Origin of the sequence: Devosia sp. (genome assembly GCF_036676215.1) — a bacterium.
Taxonomy (GTDB): Bacteria; Pseudomonadota; Alphaproteobacteria; order Rhizobiales; family Devosiaceae; genus Devosia.
On sequence record NZ_JAKFDJ010000052.1, the window covers coordinates 187,629 to 210,454 of the forward strand.

General features: G+C 63.9%; 23 protein-coding genes and 1 pseudogene. 9 read left to right on the plus strand and 15 right to left on the minus strand.

Features of this window, described 5'->3' with window-relative positions:
• The first annotated feature begins 57 nt into the window (after positions 1 to 57).
• The gene (locus V6M52_RS05260; RefSeq protein ID WP_332700165.1) at positions 58 to 1,386 is read left to right on the plus strand and encodes an ATP-binding response regulator; all 1,329 of its coding nucleotides are present in this window, start codon (positions 58 to 60) and stop codon (positions 1,384 to 1,386) included.
• 13 nt (positions 1,387 to 1,399) lie between these two features.
• Positions 1,400 to 3,796, plus strand: coding sequence for a putative bifunctional diguanylate cyclase/phosphodiesterase (locus V6M52_RS05265; RefSeq protein WP_332700168.1), 2,397 nt, complete (start codon positions 1,400 to 1,402; stop codon positions 3,794 to 3,796).
• Here V6M52_RS05265 and V6M52_RS05270 read toward each other — a convergent pair.
• The 5 genes from V6M52_RS05270 to V6M52_RS05290 all read right to left on the minus strand — a co-directional run bounded on the left by V6M52_RS05270 (position 3,793) and on the right by V6M52_RS05290 (position 8,306).
• Positions 3,793 to 4,938: a succinylglutamate desuccinylase/aspartoacylase family protein gene (locus tag V6M52_RS05270; protein ID WP_332700170.1), complete on the minus strand. Its 1,146-nt coding sequence runs from the start codon at positions 4,936 to 4,938 to the stop codon at positions 3,793 to 3,795. The two genes, V6M52_RS05265 and V6M52_RS05270, sit on opposite strands and share 4 nt — an antisense overlap.
• Before the next feature lie 9 nt (positions 4,939 to 4,947).
• Positions 4,948 to 5,682 (minus strand): ABC transporter permease, encoded by a 735-nt coding sequence (locus V6M52_RS05275; RefSeq protein WP_332687996.1) that lies wholly within the window; start codon positions 5,680 to 5,682, stop codon positions 4,948 to 4,950.
• Positions 5,682 to 6,491, minus strand: coding sequence for an ABC transporter permease subunit (locus V6M52_RS05280; protein WP_332700173.1), 810 nt, complete (start codon positions 6,489 to 6,491; stop codon positions 5,682 to 5,684). The genes V6M52_RS05275 and V6M52_RS05280 overlap by 1 nt, the downstream gene beginning before the upstream one ends.
• Before the next feature lie 201 nt (positions 6,492 to 6,692).
• A complete protein-coding gene (locus V6M52_RS05285; protein ID WP_332700176.1) occupies positions 6,693 to 7,445 on the minus strand; it encodes a transporter substrate-binding domain-containing protein in 753 nt (250 codons plus the stop codon).
• Between the two features lie 63 nt (positions 7,446 to 7,508).
• A complete protein-coding gene (locus V6M52_RS05290) occupies positions 7,509 to 8,306 on the minus strand; it encodes an ABC transporter ATP-binding protein (RefSeq protein WP_332687993.1) in 798 nt (265 codons plus the stop codon).
• Positions 8,307 to 8,483: 177 nt separating this feature from the next.
• Here V6M52_RS05290 and V6M52_RS05295 point away from each other — a divergent pair, with 177 nt between their 5' ends.
• Positions 8,484 to 9,284, plus strand: a complete 801-nt coding sequence (locus tag V6M52_RS05295; RefSeq protein ID WP_332700179.1) for a YdcF family protein — start codon at positions 8,484 to 8,486, stop codon at positions 9,282 to 9,284.
• Here the strand turns inward: V6M52_RS05295 and V6M52_RS05300 are convergent.
• The 3 genes from V6M52_RS05300 to V6M52_RS05310 form a co-directional block, all read right to left on the minus strand.
• The gene (locus V6M52_RS05300) at positions 9,269 to 10,162 is read right to left on the minus strand and encodes a sensor histidine kinase (RefSeq protein ID WP_332687991.1); all 894 of its coding nucleotides are present in this window, start codon (positions 10,160 to 10,162) and stop codon (positions 9,269 to 9,271) included. The genes V6M52_RS05295 and V6M52_RS05300 overlap by 16 nt on opposite strands.
• 178 nt (positions 10,163 to 10,340) lie before the next feature.
• Positions 10,341 to 10,505: a DUF1328 domain-containing protein gene (locus V6M52_RS05305; protein ID WP_332687990.1), complete on the minus strand. Its 165-nt coding sequence runs from the start codon at positions 10,503 to 10,505 to the stop codon at positions 10,341 to 10,343.
• A gap of 127 nt (positions 10,506 to 10,632) precedes the next feature.
• On the minus strand, positions 10,633 to 11,427 hold the full coding sequence (locus V6M52_RS05310; RefSeq protein WP_332687989.1) for a response regulator: 795 nt from the start codon (positions 11,425 to 11,427) through the stop codon (positions 10,633 to 10,635).
• A gap of 161 nt (positions 11,428 to 11,588) precedes the next feature.
• Here V6M52_RS05310 and V6M52_RS05315 point away from each other — a divergent pair, with 161 nt between their 5' ends.
• From V6M52_RS05315 to V6M52_RS05340, 6 genes and pseudogenes are all read left to right on the plus strand, one after another.
• Complete coding sequence (locus tag V6M52_RS05315; RefSeq protein ID WP_332687988.1) at positions 11,589 to 11,810, plus strand: NepR family anti-sigma factor; 222 nt, start codon at positions 11,589 to 11,591, stop codon at positions 11,808 to 11,810.
• Positions 11,811 to 11,814: 4 nt separating this feature from the next.
• Positions 11,815 to 12,369: an RNA polymerase sigma factor gene (locus tag V6M52_RS05320; RefSeq protein WP_332687987.1), complete on the plus strand. Its 555-nt coding sequence runs from the start codon at positions 11,815 to 11,817 to the stop codon at positions 12,367 to 12,369.
• A 47-nt stretch (positions 12,370 to 12,416) separates the two neighbouring features.
• A pseudogene (locus V6M52_RS05325) lies at positions 12,417 to 12,533 on the plus strand (Crp/Fnr family transcriptional regulator); the annotation flags it as partial.
• A 146-nt stretch (positions 12,534 to 12,679) separates the two neighbouring features.
• Positions 12,680 to 14,101: a sensor histidine kinase gene (locus tag V6M52_RS05330; RefSeq protein ID WP_332687986.1), complete on the plus strand. Its 1,422-nt coding sequence runs from the start codon at positions 12,680 to 12,682 to the stop codon at positions 14,099 to 14,101.
• A 14-nt stretch (positions 14,102 to 14,115) separates the two neighbouring features.
• Entirely contained in the window at positions 14,116 to 15,027 is a 912-nt protein-coding gene (locus V6M52_RS05335; RefSeq protein ID WP_332700181.1) for a diacylglycerol/lipid kinase family protein, read from the plus strand.
• An 89-nt stretch (positions 15,028 to 15,116) separates the two neighbouring features.
• A complete protein-coding gene (locus V6M52_RS05340; RefSeq protein WP_332700183.1) occupies positions 15,117 to 16,640 on the plus strand; it encodes a sensor histidine kinase in 1,524 nt (507 codons plus the stop codon).
• Positions 16,641 to 16,664: 24 nt separating this feature from the next.
• On the opposite strand, the gene V6M52_RS05345 is transcribed toward V6M52_RS05340, so the two are convergent.
• From V6M52_RS05345 to V6M52_RS05375, 7 genes are all read right to left on the minus strand, one after another.
• Entirely contained in the window at positions 16,665 to 17,102 is a 438-nt protein-coding gene (locus V6M52_RS05345; protein ID WP_332700186.1) for a hypothetical protein, read from the minus strand.
• A 5-nt stretch (positions 17,103 to 17,107) separates the two neighbouring features.
• Complete coding sequence (locus V6M52_RS05350) at positions 17,108 to 17,482, minus strand: DUF883 family protein (RefSeq protein ID WP_332700189.1); 375 nt, start codon at positions 17,480 to 17,482, stop codon at positions 17,108 to 17,110.
• A gap of 200 nt (positions 17,483 to 17,682) precedes the next feature.
• Entirely contained in the window at positions 17,683 to 17,841 is a 159-nt protein-coding gene (locus V6M52_RS05355) for a DUF3309 family protein (protein ID WP_332685649.1), read from the minus strand.
• A 38-nt stretch (positions 17,842 to 17,879) separates the two neighbouring features.
• Positions 17,880 to 18,044 carry a hypothetical protein gene (locus V6M52_RS05360; RefSeq protein ID WP_332700192.1) on the minus strand — a complete coding sequence of 55 codons (165 nt, stop codon included), beginning with the start codon at positions 18,042 to 18,044 and terminating at the stop codon, positions 17,880 to 17,882.
• Between the two features lie 99 nt (positions 18,045 to 18,143).
• Entirely contained in the window at positions 18,144 to 19,022 is an 879-nt protein-coding gene (locus tag V6M52_RS05365) for a transglutaminase family protein (protein ID WP_332700195.1), read from the minus strand.
• 5 nt (positions 19,023 to 19,027) lie between these two features.
• Positions 19,028 to 21,439: a circularly permuted type 2 ATP-grasp protein gene (locus V6M52_RS05370; RefSeq protein ID WP_332700198.1), complete on the minus strand. Its 2,412-nt coding sequence runs from the start codon at positions 21,437 to 21,439 to the stop codon at positions 19,028 to 19,030.
• A 3-nt stretch (positions 21,440 to 21,442) separates the two neighbouring features.
• Positions 21,443 to 22,826, minus strand: a 1,384-nt coding sequence (locus V6M52_RS05375; protein ID WP_332700201.1) for a transglutaminase family protein, incomplete at its 5' end; no start/stop codon positions are given.

Here is a 22,826-nt window from a genome sequence, read left to right on the forward strand (position 1 = left end):
CGACTCGTCAAAGTGTTGGGGCCAGTGTCGAACCTCGTTTGGTGCGAGGCGGTCGTGGTGGCTTTAACGTTTTTTCAGCGGGTGGTGCGCCGGTTGGTGCCGGCGCTGGTCGAGGAGATCGACCAGCAGCAGCGCATGATCGCCGAGTTGACCCGAGCCAAGGATGAGGCCGAGCGGGCCAACGGCGCGAAGTCGGAATTCCTGGCCCGGATGAGCCACGAGCTGCGCACGCCGCTCAATGCCATATTGGGCTATTCGGAAATGCTGCTTGCCGACCCCGAGCTGGAGGGGCGCAACAAGCAGGCGGCGGACCTGCAAAGGATCCACGCCGCCGGCCAGCATATGCTGGCCATGGTCAGCGATATTCTCGATATTTCCAAGATCGAGGCCGGCAAGATGGCTCTGCATCTGGAAGATGTGGATCTCGACTGGCTGATCGACGAGGTGGAGGAGGCCGCGACGCCCATGGCGGCCAAGAACAACAACAGCTTCGTGGTGGAACGCGGCCCGGAACTAGGCAGCTTGCGCGCGGACGTGACCAAGCTGCGGCAGGCCATTTCCAACCTGCTGTCAAATGCGGCCAAGTTTACCCATAACGGGCAGATCACCCTTTCGGTCAAACGCCAGGGCGACTGGATGAATATTGCGGTTGCCGATACCGGCATCGGAATTTCTCAGGAGCAGCAGAAGCTGCTCTTTGCCGATTTTGCGCAGGCCAGTCCCGGAATAGCGGCGGTCTATGGCGGGACCGGGCTGGGATTGTCGCTGAGCCAGGATTTGTGCCGCCTGATGGGTGGGCAGATCGCGTTGGAGAGCGAACTGGGCAAGGGCAGCCGTTTTACCATCAGCCTGCCGGCCCCGGTTGAGAACCCGGTGCAGGAACCTGTCGTGGCCGCCAGCGCATCGTCGGCACGCGCTGAGGATGAGGGCGGCGACGCCGACGCAGAGGCCTTGCCGCCCAAAGGCGCGGAGCGGAACGCGATCGATCCCGAACACCGCCGCCGCGTGCTGGTGGTGGACGACGACCAGAATTTCCTCGGTATCGCCGAGCGGCTGTTCATCAAGGAAGATTTCGTGCCGATCTGTACCGATGCGCCGCAATCGGCGCTGCAGATCGCTCGCACCGTCAAGCTGGATGCGATTTTTCTCGATATCCTGATGCCCGGCTTTGACGGGTGGGACGTGTTGGCAGCGCTCAAAGCCGACCCGATGACGTCGGATATTCCGGTGTTCATGATCTCGGTGCTCAGCGAGCGCGGCAGGGCTTTGGCGGCGGGCGCGGATGGCATCGTGGTGAAGCCGTTCGATGCGAGCAAGATCAAGGCAGCGCTGGCGGGGCTGCGGGCTACACGCGGTCCGCTGCGCGCCGTGGCCGGCAATCGGTAGGGGCAGCGCGGGCATGATCGTCAATCCGGTTTTGGGCCTGGTATCTGCCATCAACGGCCTCTTCGATCGCGCCATCGGGGCGGCCGGCCTTTCACCGCAAATCCGCGGCAAGCTGCTGCGCCAGCAACTGGATTCGGTCGGGCGCATGATGCCGGTACTGGTGGCGGCGTCGCTGGTGGTCGTGGTGGCAGTGCTGGCGCTGACCTGGCGGTCGGTGATGTTCTGGCCCCTGTTGGTGGTGGGCGGCGTGATTGGGCTGATCGGCATGCACAGTGTCTCTCTGGCGGTGGACTGGCGCCATGGACAGGTAACGGTGCCGCCTGGGTCGGCGAGCCGTAGCGTCATTTATTCGGCGGTGCTGGGCACGCTGTGGGGCGTCGTGGTCAATGTGCTACCGATCGAACAGGACGGGACGATGCGGGGCGTCGCGGCCATGGGCGTCAGCGGGCTGCTGTGCATCGCGATGATGGCGCTGGTCAATTATCCGCAAGCGCTGGCGGCCTTCGCCATCCCCCTGGTCATCGGGGGGCTCGCCGCAGTGCTGGGGTTGAGTTCTTCCCTCGACATGTGGATGCATGGCACATTGCTCATCGGCCTCACGCTCATCATGGCAGTGATTGCGCGCCACCACGCCGCGGCGTTCGTGGCGCATCGGGGCGCCGAAGCGCTGGTCAAGGAAAAGGGCGAGATTATCGGTCTGCTGCTGCGGGAGTTTGAGCAAGGCGCGTCGGACTGGATCTGGGGCTTTGACGCAGGCGGCGCCATCAACAGCATGTCGGCCGGCTTCACTACGGCGACCGGCGTGCCCGAAGCGGCGCTTATGGGCGCCGATTTCGTGGATTTCCTGCGCTGCATCACCCCGCCCAACGATCCGCTGATGACCCATCTGGAGCGCGACATGACGGGGCGGCAGACGTTCCAGGATGTCGAATTGCGGGTGACGGCCGACGGAAGGGAATGCTGGTGGAGCCTGACCGGCAAGCCAGCTGTCGATGAATCCGGCAATTATACCGGCTATGTCGGCACCGGATCGGACGTGACCGAAAGGAAGGCCGCCGAACGGCGCATCGCCTTGCTGGCGCATCACGACTCCATGACGGGCCTGCTCAACCGCACCAAGTTCACCGAGCAGCTCAACAGCTGCGTGGCGCGGTTGGAGCGCTATGGCACGGCTTTTTCGATCCTGTTCCTCGACCTCGATCAGTTCAAGGCGGTCAATGACAGCCGAGGCCATATGGCTGGGGATCGGCTGCTGGTACAGGTGGCCAAGCGGATGCAGGCCATGGTGCGGGAGACCGATTTCGTCGCGCGGCTGGGCGGCGACGAGTTTGCCATCATCCTGCCCAATGATGGCAATGTGGAGAGCGCCAGCGGGCTGGCGACGCGCCTGATCGAGCAGATCGGCCATCCCTACCTGCTCGATGGCGAGCCGCTGAGCATCGGGGTCAGCATCGGCATAGCCATAGCGCCGCTAAACGGGACAAGGCCGGACCAGATCCTGCGCAATGCCGATCTGGCACTCTATCGCGCCAAGGCGGACGGGCGCTCGGTGTTCCGGTTTTTCGAGAGCCAGATGGATTCCGAGGCGCGGCAGCGCCGGCTGCTGGAAGTGGAACTGCGCGACGCGCTGCTCAACAATGAACTGGTGCTGTATTACCAGCCGGTGGTGGCCGCGAGCGACGAAAGCCCGATCGGCTTTGAGGCGCTGATCCGCTGGAACCATCCCAGCCGCGGGCTGGTGCCGCCGGCCGAATTCATTCCCATTGCCGAGCAATCCGGCCTCATTGTCGACATTGGTGACTGGACCATCCAGCAGGCATGCATGGCTGCAGCGACCTGGCCCGAGCACCTGACGGTGGCGGTGAACGTGTCCGCCAACCATTTCCGCCGCGCAGATATCGCGCTCATCGTGCAAAAGGCGCTGGCGATCTCCGGGCTGGCGCCGCAGCGGCTCGAAATCGAGATCACCGAGGGGCTGCTGCTGGAGAAGCCGGATGAGGTGATCGAGAAGCTGGGAGAAATCCGGGCGCTCGGTGTCGCCATCGCCATGGACGATTTCGGCACGGGCTATTCGAGCCTGAGCCACCTAACGAAGTTTCCGTTCGACAAGATCAAGATCGACCGGGCCTTTGTCGGCGCTTCATGCGACGACGCGGTGTCGCGGGACACTCTCAAGGCCATTGCCCTGATGGGCAGAACGCTGGGGCTCACGATCGCCGCCGAGGGGGTGGAGACCAAGGAGCAGGCGGACTTCCTTTCCGCCATAGCCTGCCAGCAGTTGCAGGGCTTCTACTTCTCCCGCCCGCTCGACAGCATGGACCTGCCGCACTATCTGCTGACCCATGTGCTGACGCAGGCACCGGCGCTGAAGGCGGCGGCGGAGGCCAAGCTGGCGGGACTGGCGGGCTAGTCTTCCAGCAGGTAGGCGCCAGCGCGGGCAGGCAGCACTTCTGTGCCGACGATCTTGGCGATGCTGGCGCCGCGAACCACGTATTTGCCCGAAACGCGCGACAACACGAAGCCATCGGTGCCGGCCAGGATGGGACGGCGGGCGATGAAGGCGTCGGGGCCGTCCATGGCGATGAGATCGGCGATAGACTGGCCCTTGCGGACGCGGTCGCCCAGTTCCACCCGATAGGCGAGCAGCCCGGGCGCGTCGACGCGCAGCACTTCGGTGGCCTCGAAGGGGGTGGGCGCCGGGGCCGGCGACGGACGCTGGCCGGGGTCGGCGGCGGCGATCAGGCCGCGGCTGGCGAAGAAACCGAAGAGGCCCGCTGCATCGTCCTGCCCAATGGCGTCGAAGCTGTCGGCGCGGCCGCGATATTCGAGTGTCGCGGTTTCCGCACCGATGGGAATGGGATGGTCGGGATGGGCGAGGCGCGCCTTGCGATAGAGCGTGGGCAAGACTTCATCGAAGGAGCCGCCGCCGCTGTCTTCGGCCGTGAGTGTGGCGGCGACGCCCATCCAGTCGGCAAGGTCCTGCAGGCCGGGCATCAGCTCGGGCGAGGTGAAGATGTGCTTGAGGCTGTCGTCGTCGCAATGGAGGTCGAGCACGATGTCGGCCGCCACGGCGGATTTGAGGACCAGCAAGCGCAACTGCTGGATCGCGGTCGCCAGGCGCTGGGAGTCGATCCAGGCGATGACCGCGGCGCGAATGGTGGCGATGTTGGCGGCGGGATCGGCGGAGAGTTTGCCGGCTATAGCATCGGCAATGCGCGGGTAGAGGTCGGGCCAGCGGCGGTTGTAGTTGACGCCGGTTTCGATGTCGTAGCGGCCGATGTGATGGCGCAGGGAGAAATTGGCGAGGCCGAGCGGGTTGACCGAGGGGAAAATGGTGAAGTGGGCCCTGAGTTGGCCGGCTGCGTCGGCGTCGCGCAGGCGGGGCAGCAAATGGTGCAGGGCCATGGTGCCGGGCTGTTCGTCGGCATGAAGCGCGGCCTGCAGGTGGACGCGGGTTGACGCGTCGGCAGGACCGACCGTGTAGCAATAGAGATCAATGGCGGCGCCGGGCGTATCGCCGGCCAGCACCGTGCGATGCAGTTGGAAGGTCATGTCAGGTCCTCAGCGCAGCCATTTGGGCGCGTAGCGCATTCCCGGCGCTGCCGGCATATGGCGCATCAGGCGGCGATAGACCAGCCCGAACAGGAAGAAGACTACCAGCGACACGGCCAGGAAGTAGAGCGCCGCGACGGAGAAATGCAGGAAGGCATTGTAGTCGCGCTCGAACAGCTCCTTGGCCGTGATCATCAGGTCCTTTTGCAGGCCGATGACCGGCAGGGCGAAATAGACGATGCAGGTGGCGTGGAACAGGAAGACCACTTCATTGGTGTAGGCCGGCCAGGCGAGACGGATGAGATTGGGCCAGATGACGTGGCGGAACTGCTGGCTCCCGGACATGCCATAGGCGCGGGCCGCCTCGATCTCGCCGCGCGGTACGGCGCGCAGGGCGCCGTGGAAGATCTCGGCAGTATAGGCGGCCGTGTTGAGCGTCAGCACGAGCGGGCCGATGAACAGCGGGTGCAGCACGAACCAGGAGATGCCCCAGGGCTTCCACACGGAGACGTTGAACGATAGCGCCAGCGAATAGAGCATGAAGAACTGGATAAAGAGCGGGGAGCCGCGGAAGGCATAGACATAGCCGCGGCTGAGCCGCGAAATCAGCGGATTGGACGAGGCTTTGCCCAGCGCCAGAAAGACCGCGAAGACAAAGCCGAGTGGGATCGAGGCGGCGGCGAAGTAGATGTTGAACAGGACGGCCGGCGCGAACAGCCCGAACTCCTGAAGGAAGCTGCCCATCAGCGCGCCTCGCTCAATATGCCGCGACCGGCGCGGCGCATGATGGCGTTGAACACCTTCTCGGAAACCAGGGTCACGAGGATGTAGAAAACGAAAAGCACCAGGTAATAGCGCCAGCGCCAGTCATCATGGACCAGACCAACGGCGGGCAGGAAATTGGGGGCGCCGAGGCGATCGGCCCAGAGCACGATATCGGCGATCTGCAGCAGCGACAGCAGGGAGGTGGCCTTGACGATCAGCATCCAGACATTGGAGAGACCGGGCAGGGCATAGACCCACATCTGGCGGATATGGACGCGCCAGAGCACCTGACTGGCGCTCATGCCATAGGCGCGGGCGGCTTCGAGCTGTCCCTTGGGCACCGAGCGCAGGGCGCCGTGGATGACATTGGTGGCGAAGGCGCCATAGACCAGGCCCAGCGAGACGGAGGCGAGGATGAGGTATTCGGGCGTGCCGAGGAACCAGTTGGCCTCCTTGCAGGGCGGCCAGGCGGCAGACTGGGCCGCGAGCGTTTCGGGCGTGCAGACCTGGCTGGCGATGACCCATTCCACCGCCTGCTCGAAGGCGAGCGGGAAGAACAGGAAGAACAGCACGTCCGGCACACCGCGCACTATGGATGAGTAAATCGTGCCGATCAGGCGCAGGGGCAGAAAGCTGGAATTCTTGAGGGTGGCGCCGGCAAGGCCGAAGACGACAGCGAGCGTCCCGCCAAAAAGGGCGGCGAAGATGGTGAACTGGAAGCTCGCATACCAGGTGAGATGCTTGCCGTTGGTGATGTAGCTCAGCCAGAAGGCGAGGTCTTCGCTCATGGGCTGAGGGCCTTGTCGGCGTGCATCAGGGCAAGTCCTTCGAACGGCATACGGGCTCCCGTCACCCCCTCCCACCCTCCCCCATCAAGGGGGAGGTGCTGCATCGGGGATGTGGCACGATACTGCCAGGCCCACCGGTCCGACACCTCCCCCTTGATGGGGGAGGCTGGGAGGGGTGGGCAGCAGGCTCAATGCTTGCGGCTATTCAGCGAAATATGGTCCGCGACCTTCGAACCACTGCGCAATCAGCTTGTCGACGGTGCCGTCGGCCTTGAGGGCGGTCAGGGCGTCGTTAATCTTGGCCTTGAGCTCGGCTTCGTCCTTGCGGAGGCCAGCGCCGACGCCGTTGCCGATCATCACGTCTTCGCCGACAAATTCCAGCGCGCCGCTGGAGGCGGTAACGACCGGCTCGAGATAGGCGCCATCGGCCAGAATGGTGTCGAGATTGCCGGCTGCCAGATCAGCCATGGCCTGATCGGCAGTGCCGAAGGAGACCACGGTATTGGCGGTGCCAAGATTCTCTTCGGCATAAGCGGCCTGGATGGTGCCGCCCTGGACGCCGACGCGCTTGCCTTCGAGGGCAGACGGGTCGATGCCAGCGCCGGCAGCGGCGACGAACTTGGACGGATCGGGTGGGAAGTAGTTATCGGAAAAGTCGATGGTCTCAAGGCGTTCGTCGGTGATCGACATGCCGGCCATGATCACGTCGTAGTTGCCCGCGAGCAGGTTCGGGATGATCGAATCCCAGTCGTTGGTGATCCATTCGCAGGTGAGGGCGGCCTGGGCGCAGATGGCGTTGCCAAGGTCGATCTCGAAGCCAGCAGGTTCGCCGGCATCGTTGAGGAAGTTCCAGGGCGCATAGGCGCCTTCGGTGGCGATGCGCACCGTTTCCTGCGCCTGGGTGGCGGAACCGAGGGCCAGGATGGCCGCTGCCGCGATGATAAGCTTCTTCATCTGTTTCTCCGTTGCTTATTCTTGTCGTTGTGCCCATTGGCCGGGCCTGGTCATCAAAGCCGCCTAGGTGTGGCTGGCGGCGTTGAGGAATTGCTTGAGGCGCGCAGATCTGGTGGCGCCGAATACCTGTTCGGGTGTGCCTTCCTCCTCAATGAGACCCTGATGGAGGAAGATGACCCGGTCACTTACCGATCTGGCGAATTCCATGTCGTGGGTGACCAGAACCATGGTGCGGCCTTCGTCGGCCAGCACTTTGATGACGCGCAGCACTTCGACCTCAAGTTCGGGATCGAGCGCGGAGGTGGGTTCATCGAACAGCATGACGCGCGGATTGATGCAGAGGGCGCGGGCGATGGCGGCACGCTGCTGCTGCCCGCCGGAAAGCTGGGCGGGGTAGCTGTCGGCCTTTTCAAGAATGCCGACCTTGGCCAGCATGGCCAGCGCCTCTTCCTCTACTTCGCCTTTGGCCCGGCGCTGCACGACCAGCGGCGCTTCCATGACATTTTCGAGGATGGTCATGTGGGCCCAGAGATTGAAGCTTTGAAACACCATGCCCAGTTCGGAGCGAATGCGGCGAATCTGGTTCTCATCGGCGATCTGGCGATGGGGCGCCGCGCCGCGCAGCTTGATCTCCTCACCGTCGATGGCGACCAAACCGCTATCGGGCACTTCAAGCATATTGATGCAGCGCAGCAGGGTGGACTTGCCGGATCCGGACGAGCCGATCAGCGACACCACCTCGCCCTCGCGGGCCGAGAATGAAATGCCCTTGAGCACGTCGAGGGCGCCGAACGATTTGTGCAAGTCGCGGATCGCCACGACAGGCCACGTCTCCGCGATTGCGGGGGCAGCTTGCGCCATACTCACCCATAGCCCGCCGAAGCGGGTGCCTTCCTGACCGGCGACTGCCTTATTTTAAGGCTGGCAGTCTTGACCGCCGTCAAGAAAAGCAAAAGCGCGTGAGATAGCAAGCGGAAATGATGGTAGCCCACGGCCATGCGCTGCGGTATCGAAGCGCAGGTGTCGGCTGGAGGGGCCATGTTTTATCTATTGGCCAAAGCGTTCTGGGTGATCGCGCAACCGCTCAGCATCATCGTGCTGCTGATGCTGGCGGGGATTGTGCTGTTGGCGCTGGGGCGGCGGCGGCTGGGACTTGCCGCGCATATCGGGGCGCTGTCCGTGCTGGTCCTGTGCGGGTTTACCTCGTTTGGCGTTCTGCTCATCCGGCCGCTGGAGGAGAGGTTCACCCGCCCGTCCCCCATGCCCGAGACGGTCGATGCCATCATCGTGCTGGGTGGGTCGACGTTGGCGCGGATCAGCACCGCGCGAGGCGTGGCCGAACTCAATGATGCCGGGGATCGCCTGACCGACGCGGTGGTGCTCGCCCGGCGCTATCCAGAAGCGCGAATCGTGTTCTCGGGTGGGGTAGGCCTCATGGAGCCAGGCGGGGAGCCGGAGGCGGCTACGGCAGAACGCCTGTTGCTGGCAATGGGGATCGCGCCGGCGCGGCTGGTGCTGGAAGACCGGTCCCGCAATACCGACGAGAATGCCGATCTGACGGCGGCCATGCTGGGAAATGATACGGGCACGGCGCTGCTGGTGACGTCAGCATTCCACATGCCGCGTTCGGTGGGGTTGTTCCGGCGGGTCGGTCTCGATGTCGTGCCCTGGCCAACCGATTACCGGAGTTCGGGTCAGGAGGGGTTCGGGCTCGATTTTGCCAATCCGGTGCATAGTCTGAATACCGCCAGCATCGCCATGAAGGAATGGATCGGGCTTGCGGTCTATCACTGGACGGGCCGGATAGACTCGATCCTGCCGGCTCAAGCCTCGAACTGATCGGCGGGCACGACAAGGCGGTAGCGAACGCTGTCTGGTTCGATGCTGAACTCGGCCGTGCCGCCGACCGACAGGGGGACGATGCGTTCGAGGACCAGCGTGCCAAAGCGCGGCTCGTGCACGGTTTTGTCGGTGTCGATACCGGCTTCCTGCCATTCAATGACCAGGTCGGCTTCCTGCCCCGGATGCGCGACGATCTGCGCGTCCACCCAGACGTGTCCTGGTTTGCCGTTGGCCAGCGCACCATGCAGCACCGCATTGGCGCCGAGCTCGTGGATCGCAAGGCCAATATGGAGGGAGGCATTGGGCCCCAGCAGCGGATTTTCTCCGGTAACGCGGACCTCGGCCAAAAGGGCGGAGCCGACGCGGGTGAGCTGGGACGTGACCAGGGTCTGCAGATAGGTGCCGCGCCAATTGCTTTCGGTGACAAGGTCCTGCGTGCTGGAGAGCGCATGCAGGCGGCCGCGGAACTTGTTGAGGAAATCCTGGATGTCGCCACTGTGGTGCGCCGTCTGCATGGCCACCGACTGCACGATGGCCAGCAGGTTCTTGGAGCGGTGGCTGACCTCGCGGAGCAGGGAGGCGACGGCAAGCTCGCGTGCCCTTGTATCGGTGATGTCGGCGATAACGGCGATGGCACCCTCTTCGTCGGGCAGCAGGCGAGCCTCAAAGAGCCGGCGGCGCAGGCCCTCTCCGAGACTGAACTCGATCAGCTGCTCCTCGCCGCTATCGCGGACATGGTCATGGGCAGCGGCAAATTGGGTGGCAATATCGGGCGGAAGTATATCGGCCTCGCGGCGACCGATGAGGTTCTGGTCCGGCCAGTCGGGCGGAGGGTTTTCCACAAGATCAAAACGGTGATCGGCGTCCTGGTGCAAGACACATATGCGTTGGCCCCGCAACCCTGCGGACAAGGCGCGCAACCTTATCGGCGATGGTGGTTCTGGAAGGGGCGGCATGGACATTACTCGATACATATATCGGCAGGGACCGGGAAAACCATAACCCCACCACAGGCGAGGCCATGGTAAAATCCTGGTCGGCCAAGGGGTTGAGTCAAGTCCGCCTGCTGAAGCCAACAACCAGCGAGATGACCAGAAAGGCGAGAAACAGGAAGAACAGGAGCTGCGCCATTCCGGCCGACGCGCCGGCAATGCCGCCGAAGCCAAGCACGCCGGCAATGAGGGCAATCACGAGGAAGACCAATGCGTAGTAGAGCATGTCATTCTCCTTGTTGAGATCGCTGTCCGGACAACGGCCCGCTCGGTGGCTGGTTCCTGTCCAGACAAGAAAAAGGCCGGGATAACCCGGCCTTAAGGCGATCAGCATGGAGCCTTCGGCACGCATTTCAGGCCGCGGCGCGCGACCCCTCGTCGAAGAACAGGGCCTGGCTGATCAGCGCCTTGACCATGTCGGGGTTGAACGGCTTGGTGACCAGGAACGTCGGCTCGGGCCGCTCGCCGGTCAGCAGGCGCTCGGGGAAGGCGGTGATGAAAATCACCGGCACCGAATGGCTGTTGAGGATATCGTTGACCGCATCGATACCGGAGCTGCCATCGGCAAGCTGAATATCGGCCAGGATCATGCGCGGGTGGGTCTGGGCAAAGAGATGAACCGCTTCCTTGTGGGTGCGGGCAACACTCACAACCTTGTGGCCCAGGCTTTCGACCAGTTGCTCGATATCCATCGCGATCAGTGGCTCGTCCTCGATGATCATGATCTCGGTCGCCACCTGGCGGGAAATCTCGATCGAGGCCTCGTCGAGCAAGGAGGCGAATTCGGCCTCGGACACCGCCAGGATCTCAGTGGCCTGGGCATGGGTGAAGCCTTCGACCGCAACCAGCAGAAATGCCTGGCGGGGGCGAGGCGCCAGATTGGCGAGATTGCTGGCAGCCCGCTTTTCCCAGGCGAAGGAAGATGCGGGTTGCGGCACTTTGACGGAGGAGGTCGAAAACAGCGCAGAAAACAGCTTGTAGAGTGCGATGCGATCGTTGCTCGCCTCGGGGAATAGCGAGATGTCGGCTATGAGAGCTTCCAATGTGGCTGCCACGTAGGCATCGCCCGAGGTCTGCGACCCGGTTACGGCGCGAGAAAACCGCCGCAGATACGGCAGGTGCGGAGCAATCCGCGTGGACAAAGTCATTAGTATGAACTCCCAGTGACGCTCGAGGCTCGTGGATAGCACGAAACCAGAAAACGGCGTTTCCCAAACAAAGTTCCTGACTGTGCGGAACTTTTTTTCGGGCTATGCATTCTGTCCGCCAATGTGGGCAAACTCAACATATCCGACGGTCTAGACACGGCATGATGAAGGACAAACTGGTGACCCAGCAACGTATGCGGACGCAGGCGGGGCGGGCGGATGATGGGCTGGGTCCGAATACGGATATCGGCGCACGGCTGCGCGCGCTCTACGGGGCTGTTCAGGACGAAGGCGTGCCCGAGCAGTTGCTCGACCTGCTGGAAAGACTCGATAGTGCCGAGCAGGCGCAGAAGCCGAAAAGTGCTTCGCGTGACGGAGAATAGCGGCATGACCGCAGAACCGACTTCGTTCAAGCGAGAAATGCTGGCGACCTTGCCCAGCCTACGCGCCTTTGCGGTGTCGCTGACCGGCAAGCACGACAAGGCCGACGACCTGGTGCAGGACACGGTGATGAAAGCCTGGGCGAAGCAGTCCAGCTTCGAGATGGGCACCAATATCAAGGCCTGGCTTTTCACCATCCTGCGCAATGAATTCTATAGCCAGATGCGCAAGCGCGGCCGCGAGGTGCAGGACAGCGACGGTGCGTTTACCGAGCGGCTGTCGGTGCACCCTGCCCAGTATGGCTCGATGGACATGCAGGACTTCAAGAAAGCGCTGTCGCAATTGCCCGATGACCAGCGTGAGGCGGTGATCCTGATCGGCGCGTCCGGTTTTTCCTATGAAGAGGCCGCCGCAATCTGCGATTGCGCTGTGGGTACCATGAAGAGCCGCGTAAGCCGGGCCCGGACACGACTTCAGGATATCCTGCAGATCAGTGGCGAGGCCGATTACGGTCCCGATGCGGTCTCGGCGCAGGTGACCACGACCAACCATACATTCTAGCCGCGACTGGCACGACATTGCTCTCCGAAGGCAGCCATAGCGCGTAGGAGCGCATGCTCGATGACCATCTCCTGAGCCTGGGCTGGCGGAGTGCGATGGAACGCGCCGCCTATCTGATTGCATTTCTCTATCAGCGCACGGCCGGGGTGGGACTGTCGGCTTCGCGTGGACTGATGGACCTGGCGCCGTGGGACGGACCCCCGGGAAAGAAAACGGTCGCTGACATGACCTGCACCGCAGCCTCAAATCTGCCACCCCCTTGGGTCATTGGGGGGCCGCACGCGAACAGTGTGCAGCGAGTGCCCGACAGATGACGATGATGAGTATTGCGGGGGAGATCAGCGATGGGCAGGGCGCAACGTCAAGGCGGCGTCTGCTCCATGGTCTTGCCGTGTTCGCATCATTGGCCCTGGTCATGCTGGCAGCAGTGGCGGCGCTGGTCCTGGTGGAGGGAATAAACCGGCAAATCAGCGACGTGCTGCACACCTATGAGGTGCGCAACCAGGCGCGCGAATTGACCATCGCGCTGAGCGAGGCAGAAAGCAGCGAGCGTGGTTATCTGCTGACGCGCGACCAAGGCTATCTCGAACCCTATCGTCGATCGGCGGCCACCATCGGCACGAGGCTGTTGTCGCTGACCACCATAACCAAGGATGATCCGCAACAGGCCGCAAGGGTGCGCAGCATTGCCGCCGGGATCGTCGGCAGGACGGAGGAAATGGCCCGCACGATCGAACTGGTTGAAGCGCAGCGCGTGGGAGAGGCGCGCACGCTGATCGAGACCGGAGAGGGCGAGCGGCTGATGGACAGTCTCCGTACGACGCTTGGGCAGTTCATCACCGAGGAAAACCAGAAGCTGTTCGAGCGCAACCAGCGGATCGACGATTCGCGGCGCTGGCTGGTGGGCGCGATCATCGCCGCATTGGCGGGGGCGGTGCTGCTGGCCTACACGCTGTTCATGCGCGCGCAGCGTGAAGTGAGAGCGCTGGCGCGCAGCAAGGATCTGCTGCGCAGTGAAAACGAAGTGCTCGAGGCCCATGTGCTGGACCGTACCCAGGCGCTGGAGGAAGCGCGGGCCCGCTCGGAGCGGGAACGGCAGCGCGTGGAGGCGCTGCTGCAGGACGCCAATCACCGGATCGGCAATTCGCTGGCGACCGTGTCGTCATTGCTCGGGCTGCAATTGATGCGTAGCAAATCCGAAGAAGTGCGCGCTGCGCTGGAGGCGGCGCGCTCACGCGTGCATGCCATCGCCTCCGCCCATCGCCGGTTGCGGCTTGGCGACGACCTGGAGACTGCCAGTGCCGACGAATTCCTCGAGGCGGTACTCGAGGACATCGCAGCGACTGCCACGGACGCCAAGGCCGTGACCATGGTGGGAACGTTCGACCCCATCGTGGTGGGCGCCCGCGATGCCACGACCATGGGCATCCTGGTTGGTGAACTGGTCACCAACGCGCTCAAGCATGCGTTTCCTGATGGGCGCAGCGGCACTATTGCGGTGACCCTCAAGCGCGATCCTTCCGGGGTGCCGACGCTCAGCGTCATAGATGACGGGGTGGGTCTTGCCGAAGGGCAAGAACTGGGCGAGGGGGGGCTCGGCTCGGTGATTGTCAAACAACTGGCAAACCAGTTCGGTGGCGAACCCCAGTATGAGCGGCGCACAGGTGGCGGACTGGGTGTCAGCGTGCCGCTACCCGGCATAGAGGCCGTTTCGTCCACAGCTGCGGACTGACCCCGGAGGCCAAAGTGCGCTTCATTGCCGTTCTCAACCGCGATGGCGGCACCTTTCGGACCATGAACCTCGATGAATTATGCGCCGTAGCGCGCGCGATATTCGAGCGGCACGGGCATGTGCTGGATTGCCAGGTGGTGCCGGGACGCGAGGTGGAGGCGACGCTGCGCCGAGCCGCGAGTACCGAGGGGGCGGATGCGGTGCTGGCGGGCGGCGGCGACGGCACGATCTCGACTGCCGCGGGCATCGCGTTCGAGACCGGAAGACCGTTGGCGGTGTTGCCGGCGGGAACCATGAATCTGTTTGCGCGGGCCCTCAAGGTGCCGCTGGTGCTGACGGACGCCCTGGAGGCAATTGCCGGTGGCAATATCGGCAGCGTAGATGTCGCCACTGCCAATGATCGTGCCTTCGTGCATCAGTTCGGAGTGGGTATCCACGCGCGGCTGGTGCGCATCCGCGATAACATGAGCTATCGCAGTCGCGTTGGCAAAATGCTGGCGAGCCTGCGGGCGATCGGCGCTGCGGCGATCAATCCGCCGCAGTTCGAGGCGGAGTTCCGCACCAGCAAGGGCGTGGAAAAACGCCGAGTTTCGGGCATTGCCATATCCAACAACCCGCTGGGAAACCGGCAGATCCACGCCGAGGGGCTCAATGCCGGCGTTCTTGGCATCTACGTGGCGGCACCCATGTCCACATTGGCGCTGCTGCGACTCACGGTGGATCTCTTTCTGGGCACATGGCGGGATAGCCCCATGGTTTCGGAGCGGGAGGTGGAGGAGGTAACGCTGCATTTTCCCAGGCGGAAACGGGGGGCGCAGGCGGTTATCGACGGCGAACTCATCAAGCTGGATCGCTCGGTGACCCTGAAGGTGCATCCTGGTGGGTTGAAAGTCATTTTACCGAAGGCTGCTGCCCTTCCGAGGTAATTTGGAACCAAGTCGCATCTGCTACGTTACCGGCAATTAGCCGGCACATTCAGTGTCGCCAGGACACTGTGTTGGCGTCAGGACGGGAAGTGACAGACAAGAACCATCCCCTTCCGGACCGGGTCCGGAAGGCCGTGGATGATCCGGCGCGGCTGGAGGCGCTGGCAACGCTGGAGGCCATCGATAGCGGTCCGGATGCGGATTTTGAGCGACTGAGCCGGATTGCAGCCCAAATATTCGATGCCGAGATTGCCCTGGTCACGTTGATCGACCGGGATCGGCAGTGGTTTCGTGCATGTGTCGGTATCGACGGCCTGACCGAGATAGCCACTCAGGTTTCGTTCTGCGCCCACACAATCGCGCTGCCGGGCGATGGTGACGCATTGGTTGTGCTCGACGCGACCAAGGACTCTCGTTTCGCCGACAATCCGCTGGTCACCGGGTGGCCGCATATCCGCTTTTGTGGCAGTGCGGCCATTGTGGTTGCCGGGCAAAAGCTGGGCTCGCTCTGCGTCATCAGTGCCACACCGCGCGAATCTGTCGCGCCAGGCCTGCAGGAGCAACTGGTCGAGCTTGCGGGGCTTGCCTCAACCCTGTTCACACTCAAGAACGAAGCGCGCGTGCGGGCCCGCACCGCGGCGGCACTGGTGCGGGAAGAGTGGCGCCATGCCCTGACGCTGGAGGCCGGCAAGGTGGGTAGCTGGGTGTGGGATGTGCGTACCGGCGAAGTCACCTGCAATGACATGTTCCGTCGCATGTATGCGCTCTCCGAGACCGATGCGATCCATGTCGAAGATGTGCTTGCGGCGACCCATCCGGCCGATCGCGCGGCGGTGCAGGCGGGGATCGATGCCAGTTTTGCCGATGGCGTGGACTACAGCGCCGAGGCACGGGTTGCATCGTCGGGCCGGTGGATGACCATGCGCGGCCGTGTGTACCAGCGCGATGCCGAGGGCAAGCCGCTGGTGATGATGGGCGCCAGCATCGATATTTCAGAGAGCAAGCAAAGCGCAGAGCATACGAGGCTGCTGCTGCGGGAACTCAATCACCGGGTGAAGAACACGCTGGCGATGATCCAGTCGGTTGCGCGCCAGACGATCCGGCAAAACCCCGATCCGCAAGATTTCATCGATGCGTTTTCCGGCCGGCTCCGCACCATCTCGGACGCCCATGTGCTGCTGGCGGATCGCGACTGGTCAGGGGTGCAACTCTATGAGGTGATCGCATCCCAGCTCGGGCCCAAGTTCAGGACGCATCCGGATCGCGCCGAGGTGCGGGGCGAGGACGTGACGCTGCCAGCCGACCATGCGCTTGGGCTGGGACTGATCCTGCACGAATTGACCACCAATGCGCATCGATATGGCGCCTGGTCGGACGAAAAAGGGACCGTCAATATCGACTGGGAAGTGACGCGCGAGCCGATGCGCGGGCTCTCGCTCACCTGGCGCGAGAAGGGCGGACCGAAAGTGCTGCCACCGGAAGACTATGGTCTTGGCATACGGCTGATCGAGCGCAGCCTTGCCAAGGTGCTCGACAGTGAGGTGGAACTCAGCTTCGACCCGGAAGGGGTGGCTGCCCGGGTGTGGATGCCATTGCCGGCGGAGCAGAGCTGAGGCCGCCTCACGGGCGGTCCCTTGTCAGTCGTCGGTCCGGTCGCTGCCGCCCCGCATCAGCAAATAGGCGGCGAGAGCGGCTGCCGGCAGTCCCAGCGTGCGGAACATGGGTGAGCGCAGCAAGACCGGCAGGGCGGTGATCGCCGCCGTGGTGACGAAGGCGCTGGTTTCGGCGGAGCGGCGCTTCTCGGCCAGTTCACGGCGGCGCCGGCCCTCGCCGATTCGACTGCCCAGATAGACCGCCAGCGCGAGCACCAGGAAGGCTGCGGCCAAGATCAATGCCGCATAGATCGGGCCAAGCGCCTGAGCCAAGGCAAGGTAGCCTGCCGCAACAAGAAAGCTCACACCTGCCAGGCCGAGCACCACCACAAGCGCGTTGACGATGATGGTGTTGCGGACCCGTTCGGTGATCGAGCCGACCTCGATGCCCAAAAGGGCCGCAAGCGGAACCAGAAGATTCATGGCGGTTAGCGACGTGACAACAGAGCGAGGATGAAGCCGATGCCGACGGCGCTGGCAACTGCGGTCAGCGGCTTTTCGCGGATGGTGTCCTTGAGCTGTTTTTCCACGGCGCTCGCCTGATCCTGCACGTCGTCGATGACGTGCTGACCCTGCCGCTGCAGGTGACGGGCCTCGCTTCGGGCAACGTCGCGCACTTCGCTGACCTTCTCGTTGCTGAGGCGGGCGAGTGTGGCGGCAATGGCCTTCAGGTCATCCTGCAGCTGGGAGACCTGATCCTCAAGCTGGGCCTCGCGCGCCTTGCCGGTTGCGCGGCTGGCGCTCGGGCGGGCACGAGCCGCGGCTCGTTTGCGGGTTGGGGCAAGGTCGGGTGTGGTAGCCATGGGACGCTCCTGTGATTGTGAGGGCTGAACGCCCAGAAAACATGGGGGTTCCCTGGGTCTTCAAGAAGACACCCCAATACGCGATCAGGCGTATTGGGGTGACAAGGGGCGGGCGAAAGGGGGGCGACTTTCGGCCCGCGGGCGCTTCTCATGATGTGAGAACCAGAAGACTGGCTGCGCCTTTTCTGGTTACTGGATGGCTAGATGCGTCCCATCAGCAACAGGATGAGGACGACCACCAGCACGACACCCAGGATGCCGGACGGGAAGTAGCCGAAGCCGCGCGAGTAGCCCCAATTGGGCAGCGCGCCGATCAGCAACAGAATAAGAATGATGATGAGAATTGTACCTAGGCCCATGGTAGCTCTCCTTGTTTTTCTTGGACGCTTATTGGTTGCTAAAGAATAGCAACCAGCAGGCTGGCAGCGATGGCCACGATGAACAGGGCAGGTGTGAGGGCCTTGAACACATCGCCATAATGGGTCTTTCCATCATAGCTCTCGGTCCACACCGTCGCGGTGGGACCTCTGTTCTCCAGTGCCCTGATCTCCATGTTGGTCATGACCGTCTCCGCCTGGTCGCGCGAAATAGTGCGCATGACCAAGAAACGGGCACCGATCAACTTTGGTTCCCTTGTTGCTATTGAATCAGTTGGATGAGTCTATTCGACCCGCAGCACATCTACCGATTGGGTGGTCTCGTGCGATCCATGCGTCCTGAGTACACCGACGATGGGGGAGATATCCGCATAGTCGCGGCCATGGCCGATCGAGATGTGGTCGGGGCCGGCGATCATGGCATTGGTGGGGTCGAACTCGACCCAGCCCACATGTTGGCCGCACCAGACGCGAACCCAGGCATGCATGGCGTCGGCCCCTTCGAGGCGCGGCTTGCCGGCCGGCGGATTGGTGCGCAGGAAGCCCGAGACATAGCCGGCGGGAATGGCGATGCCGCGCAGGCCGGCGATCATCACATGGGCAAAATCCTGACAGACGCCCTTGCGCAGGGCAAAGGCTTCGGCGGGCTTGGTTTCGACGTCGGTGGCGCGGGGATCATAGGCGAAGTCGCGATGGATCGCCATGCAGAGGGCCGTCGCCGCAGCCATGACCGATGGTGCATCGGCCGCGACGGCCTCGACATAGTCGGTGATGGCTGGAACGAGCTGCACTCGGGGCGAGGCGGCAAGGAAGTGATGCGGGCTGTCGGGCTCGACGGACCAGTGGCGGGCAATTTCGTTCTGCAGTCCATCGCGCGTGGGCGAGAGATCGGCCGGGGGCTGCAGGTCCTCAACCTGGACGCGCGCGGTCAGGCGGATGTCGAGATGATCATGCGGAGTGAGATAGGTGAGCGTGGTGACCGAATTGCCGAAGAAATCGGTGAAGGTACTCTCACGCTGCGGCCTGGGCTCGAAGGAGAGGCCGGCGGCAACGACGCGCTGGACGCCGGGAATGGTGATCGGCGCAACGCGGATGAGATGACGGCCGCCGTGGACGGTGGCGTCATAGTCGTAATGCAGTTCGAGGCGGACGTCGTAGAGCATCACCATCACACGAAATAGGCCGCGGCCACGAGGCCGGCGAGCATGCCGATATCGGTTGCCAGCTTGTTCAGACGCTGCGGGGTCATGTCGGCCGGTTCGGCGATGCGCAGTCCGGTTTCGATCTCGAGGGCGGCCCTGGCGGCCGGCGAGAGCTGGCCATCGTCAATGCCGCCCGGCAGCATTTCGATCTGGGCGCGCAACTCGCTGAGCTGGAAGATGACCGAGCGCGGATTGAGCGGGTCGAGCGCCAGCAGGTCGATGGCGCTCTGGGTGCCAGCGCTGACCGAATAGCGGCGGCGGTGCGACATGACGCTGTCGCCGATTTCGAGCAGCATTTCGAGTGAGCCGTCGGGCGCAGTCTTGCTGGTGAGCCAGCTGAGAATGCGGGCAATCTGGATGGCACGCTCGAGGCGGCGGCCAAGCTCGAGAAAGCGCCAGCCGGCGAAGCGGTACATGTTCTCATGCACGAGCCCGGAAAAGCCCGCCAGCTTGCGCAGCAGCACAGTCATGGCGCGGGTGGCGTCGTCGCCGGGCTTGATGCGGGTGGCGAAGCGCTGCGCGGTCTTCTGCAGGTCGTTCAGCGCCAGCCAGCCATCGGGCGAGAAGCGGTCGCGGATCTGGCCGGCGCTGTGCACGGCGCTGTCGATCGATGCCAGCAGGCCCTGCGGCATGGCCTCGGATGCGTCGACATCAATGGTATCGAGGAAATCGGCACAATGGGTGAGGATCGGCAGGTCGGCCTTGCTGAGTTCGGCGAGCCGCGCATTGTAGGCGCGCAGGATGCGCACCGTGGCTTCGCAACGCTCGGCATAGCGGCCCAGCCAGATCAGATTGTCGGCGGCGCGGCTGGGCAGGCTGCCGGGCGAGTTGCGCACGAGCTTCTGGCCGTCGCGCGGCAACAGGGACACGCGCTCCACCGGCTTGGAGGACAAGACCCAGACGTCGGCAGCCTGGCCGCCGCGCTGCATGGCGATGGCGCTGGTGTCGAGGGTGGAGGCGACGCGGGCGAAGCCGCCGGGCATGATGGTCCAGCCCTCCGCAGTGCGGGCAGCATAGACGCGCAGGGTGATCGGGCGGGGCTCCAGCCTGCCATCCACATAGACCGGCGCGGTGGATAATTGCACGGGCTCCTGGCCGACATAGTCGGCGCCGTTGGCGCGGATGCGCTCGAGCAGCGCCGCTTTCTGGTCGGCCGGAACCGTGGAGCCAAGGGCGGTGCCGCGCAGATCGTCGAAGGGCAGAGTGGTGGCGAAGGCAGGGCCGATCAGCAGATTGTCGAAATTGTCGATGACATGCCGCTGCTCCTTGGGCTGGCCGCACCACCAGGTGGCGATTCCGGGGAGCAGCAGATCGGCGCCCAGCAGCTTCTGGGCAAGGCGCGGCATGAAGGCGGCGAGCGCGCGGGTTTCGAGCAGGCCCGTGCCCAGCGCATTGATCATCGAGATGGAGCCATGGCGCAGGGCATCGACCATGCCCGGGGTGCCGATGCGACTATCGTAGCGCAGTTCGAGCGGATCGACGAAGGACGCATCCATGCGGCGCCAGAGGACGCTGATCGGCTTGAGGCCGGCGACGGTGCGCACCATCACCTTGCCGTCTTCCACGATCAGATCCTCGCCTTCGAGCAGCATCAGGCCGAGATAGCGGGCGATATAGGCGTGTTCGAAATAGGTTTCGTTGAGCTGGCCGGGGGTCAGAATGCCGACGCGGCCGCCATCGCGCTTGGCCTCGGCGAACAGAGTGTCGCGGAAGCTGCGGAAGAAGCCGGCCAGGCGCTGGACATTCATGTCGGCGAAGACATCGGAAAGGGCGCGGGTGGTGGCGACACGGTTTTCGAGCGCGAAGCCAGCGCCGGATGGGGCCTGTGCCCTGTCGCCGAGCACCCACCAGGCGCCATCGGGGCCGCGACCCAGTTCGAAGGCGCAGAAGTGGAGATAGTTGCCGCTGACCGGTTTGACGCCGACCAGCGGGCGCAGGAACTCGCCATTGCGAGCGACCAGTTCGGGCGGCAAAAGGCCCTGCTGCACCAAGGTGTTGTCGCCATAGATGTCGGCTATGACGGTTTCGAGCAGCTCGGCGCGCTGCACGAGACCGGCACTGATGCGCGACCAGTCGGCCTCACCGATCAGCAGGGGCACATGTGCCAGGGGCCAATCACGTTCCTTGCCTTCGGCGCCGTCATATTTGCGATAGAAGACCCCGGCGTCCCGCAGGTACTGATCGGCCCGCTCGAAGCGGGCCGCCAGTTCGGTGGGGCCGAGCCTGTCAAAGGCGGACATCAGCTGGGACCAGCCCGGACGGATATTGCCGTCGGCATCGATCATCTCGTCGGGGACCCCGGGCTGCAGCCGGTAGTCAGCGACGATGCTGGGTCCAGCTGGCGGCTTGTCCCGCGTCTTTTGATTCCGCGTACTCATTGGCTACCAGAAGCGTGGCGGGCGGCGCAGGTCAAGCGTTAGCGGGAATTCGTCCGCAGGCTTTTCCTCGCGCAGGACATAGCCACCCGCCGTGTAGTTCTGCGGCACGAAGCGGGCGAGGCGGCGGGCCTCGGCCTCATTGCCGTTGACGGGGAAGGTATCGTAGCTGCGGCCGCCCGGATGGGCGACGTGATAGACGCAGCCGCCGACCGGGCGCTGGGTCCAGCGATCGTAGATATCAAAGACCAGCGGGGTGTTGACCGGCAGGGTCGGGTGGAGGCCAGAGGCGGGTTGCCAGGCCTTGTAGCGAACGCCGCCGACGGAAATTCCCTTGGTTTCAGTTGGCCTTAGCGGTACGGGGCGCTGGTTGCAGGTGACGGCGTAGCGCTCGGGGTTGATGCCTTCGAGCTTGACCTGGAGGCGCTCGACCGAGGAGTCGACGAAGCGGACGGTGCCGCCGATGGCGCCCTGTTCACCCATGACATGCCAGGGCTCAAGGGCCTGGCGCAGCTCGAGTTTCATGCCCTCGTACTCGACTTCGCCGCAGAAGGGGAAGCGGAATTCGAGCTGGGCGGCGAACCAGGCGGGGTCGAGTTTGAAGCCGTGGCGCTCGAGGTCGGCAAGGATATCGAGGAAGTCCTGCCACACAAAAGCCGGCAGCATGAACCGATCATGAAGGGTCGTACCCCAGCGCATAAAGGGGCCGTCGAGCGGGTCGGTCCAGAAGCGGGCGATGAGGGCGCGGATCAGCACCTGCTGGGCCAGCGACATGCGCGCATTGGGCGGCATTTCGAAACCGCGGAACTCGACGAGGCCGAGACGACCGGTGGGGCCATCGGGGGAATAGAGCTTGTCGATGCAGATTTCGGACCGGTGGGTATTGCCGGTGACGTCGACGAGCAGGTTGCGGAACAGGCGATCGACCAGCCAGGGCATAGGCGCGGGATCGAGCGAGGCGGGGTGGGGCACCTGCGCCATGGCGATCTCGAGTTCGTAGAGGCTGTCGTGGCGCGCTTCGTCGAAGCGCGGGGCCTGGCTGGTGGGTCCGATGAACAGGCCCGAGAACAGGTAGCTCATCGCCGGATGGCGCTGCCAGTGCAGCACCAGCGACTTCAGCAGGTCGGGCCGGCGCAGGAAGGGGCTGTCGTGGGGGGTAGCGCCGCCGACCACGACATGGTTGCCGCCGCCGGTGCCGGTGTGGCGGCCGTCGATCATGAACTTGTCGGCGCCGAGGCGCGACTGGCGGGCCTCTTCGTAGATGGCGGTGGTGGTCGCCACGCAATCGTCCCAGCTCGAAGCGGGGTGAATGTTGACCTCGATGACGCCCGGATCGGGGGCGACCCGGATCACGTTGAGGCGGGGATCGTGCGGCGGGGCATAGCCTTCG

What these genes read in the sequence shown, in the direction of transcription:
- V6M52_RS05265 (WP_332700168.1), top strand. Translation starts at nt 1,400, where the DNA reads ATGATCGTCAATCCGGTTTTGGGCCTGGTATCTGCCATCAACGGCCTC.
- V6M52_RS05270 (WP_332700170.1), bottom strand. Translation starts at nt 4,938, where the DNA reads ATGACCTTCCAACTGCATCGCACGGTGCTGGCCGGCGATACGCCCGGC.
- V6M52_RS05275 (WP_332687996.1), bottom strand. Translation starts at nt 5,682, where the DNA reads ATGGGCAGCTTCCTTCAGGAGTTCGGGCTGTTCGCGCCGGCCGTCCTG.
- V6M52_RS05280 (WP_332700173.1), bottom strand. Translation starts at nt 6,491, where the DNA reads ATGAGCGAAGACCTCGCCTTCTGGCTGAGCTACATCACCAACGGCAAG.
- V6M52_RS05285 (WP_332700176.1), bottom strand. Translation starts at nt 7,445, where the DNA reads ATGAAGAAGCTTATCATCGCGGCAGCGGCCATCCTGGCCCTCGGTTCC.
- V6M52_RS05290 (WP_332687993.1), bottom strand. Translation starts at nt 8,306, where the DNA reads ATGGCGCAAGCTGCCCCCGCAATCGCGGAGACGTGGCCTGTCGTGGCG.
- V6M52_RS05295 (WP_332700179.1), top strand. Translation starts at nt 8,484, where the DNA reads ATGTTTTATCTATTGGCCAAAGCGTTCTGGGTGATCGCGCAACCGCTC.
- V6M52_RS05305 (WP_332687990.1), bottom strand. Translation starts at nt 10,505, where the DNA reads ATGCTCTACTACGCATTGGTCTTCCTCGTGATTGCCCTCATTGCCGGC.
- V6M52_RS05310 (WP_332687989.1), bottom strand. Translation starts at nt 11,427, where the DNA reads ATGACTTTGTCCACGCGGATTGCTCCGCACCTGCCGTATCTGCGGCGG.
- V6M52_RS05315 (WP_332687988.1), top strand. Translation starts at nt 11,589, where the DNA reads ATGATGAAGGACAAACTGGTGACCCAGCAACGTATGCGGACGCAGGCG.
- V6M52_RS05320 (WP_332687987.1), top strand. Translation starts at nt 11,815, where the DNA reads ATGACCGCAGAACCGACTTCGTTCAAGCGAGAAATGCTGGCGACCTTG.
- V6M52_RS05330 (WP_332687986.1), top strand. Translation starts at nt 12,680, where the DNA reads ATGACGATGATGAGTATTGCGGGGGAGATCAGCGATGGGCAGGGCGCA.
- V6M52_RS05345 (WP_332700186.1), bottom strand. Translation starts at nt 17,102, where the DNA reads ATGAATCTTCTGGTTCCGCTTGCGGCCCTTTTGGGCATCGAGGTCGGC.
- V6M52_RS05350 (WP_332700189.1), bottom strand. Translation starts at nt 17,482, where the DNA reads ATGGCTACCACACCCGACCTTGCCCCAACCCGCAAACGAGCCGCGGCT.
- V6M52_RS05355 (WP_332685649.1), bottom strand. Translation starts at nt 17,841, where the DNA reads ATGGGCCTAGGTACAATTCTCATCATCATTCTTATTCTGTTGCTGATC.
- V6M52_RS05360 (WP_332700192.1), bottom strand. Translation starts at nt 18,044, where the DNA reads ATGACCAACATGGAGATCAGGGCACTGGAGAACAGAGGTCCCACCGCG.
- V6M52_RS05365 (WP_332700195.1), bottom strand. Translation starts at nt 19,022, where the DNA reads ATGCTCTACGACGTCCGCCTCGAACTGCATTACGACTATGACGCCACC.
- V6M52_RS05370 (WP_332700198.1), bottom strand. Translation starts at nt 21,439, where the DNA reads ATGAGTACGCGGAATCAAAAGACGCGGGACAAGCCGCCAGCTGGACCC.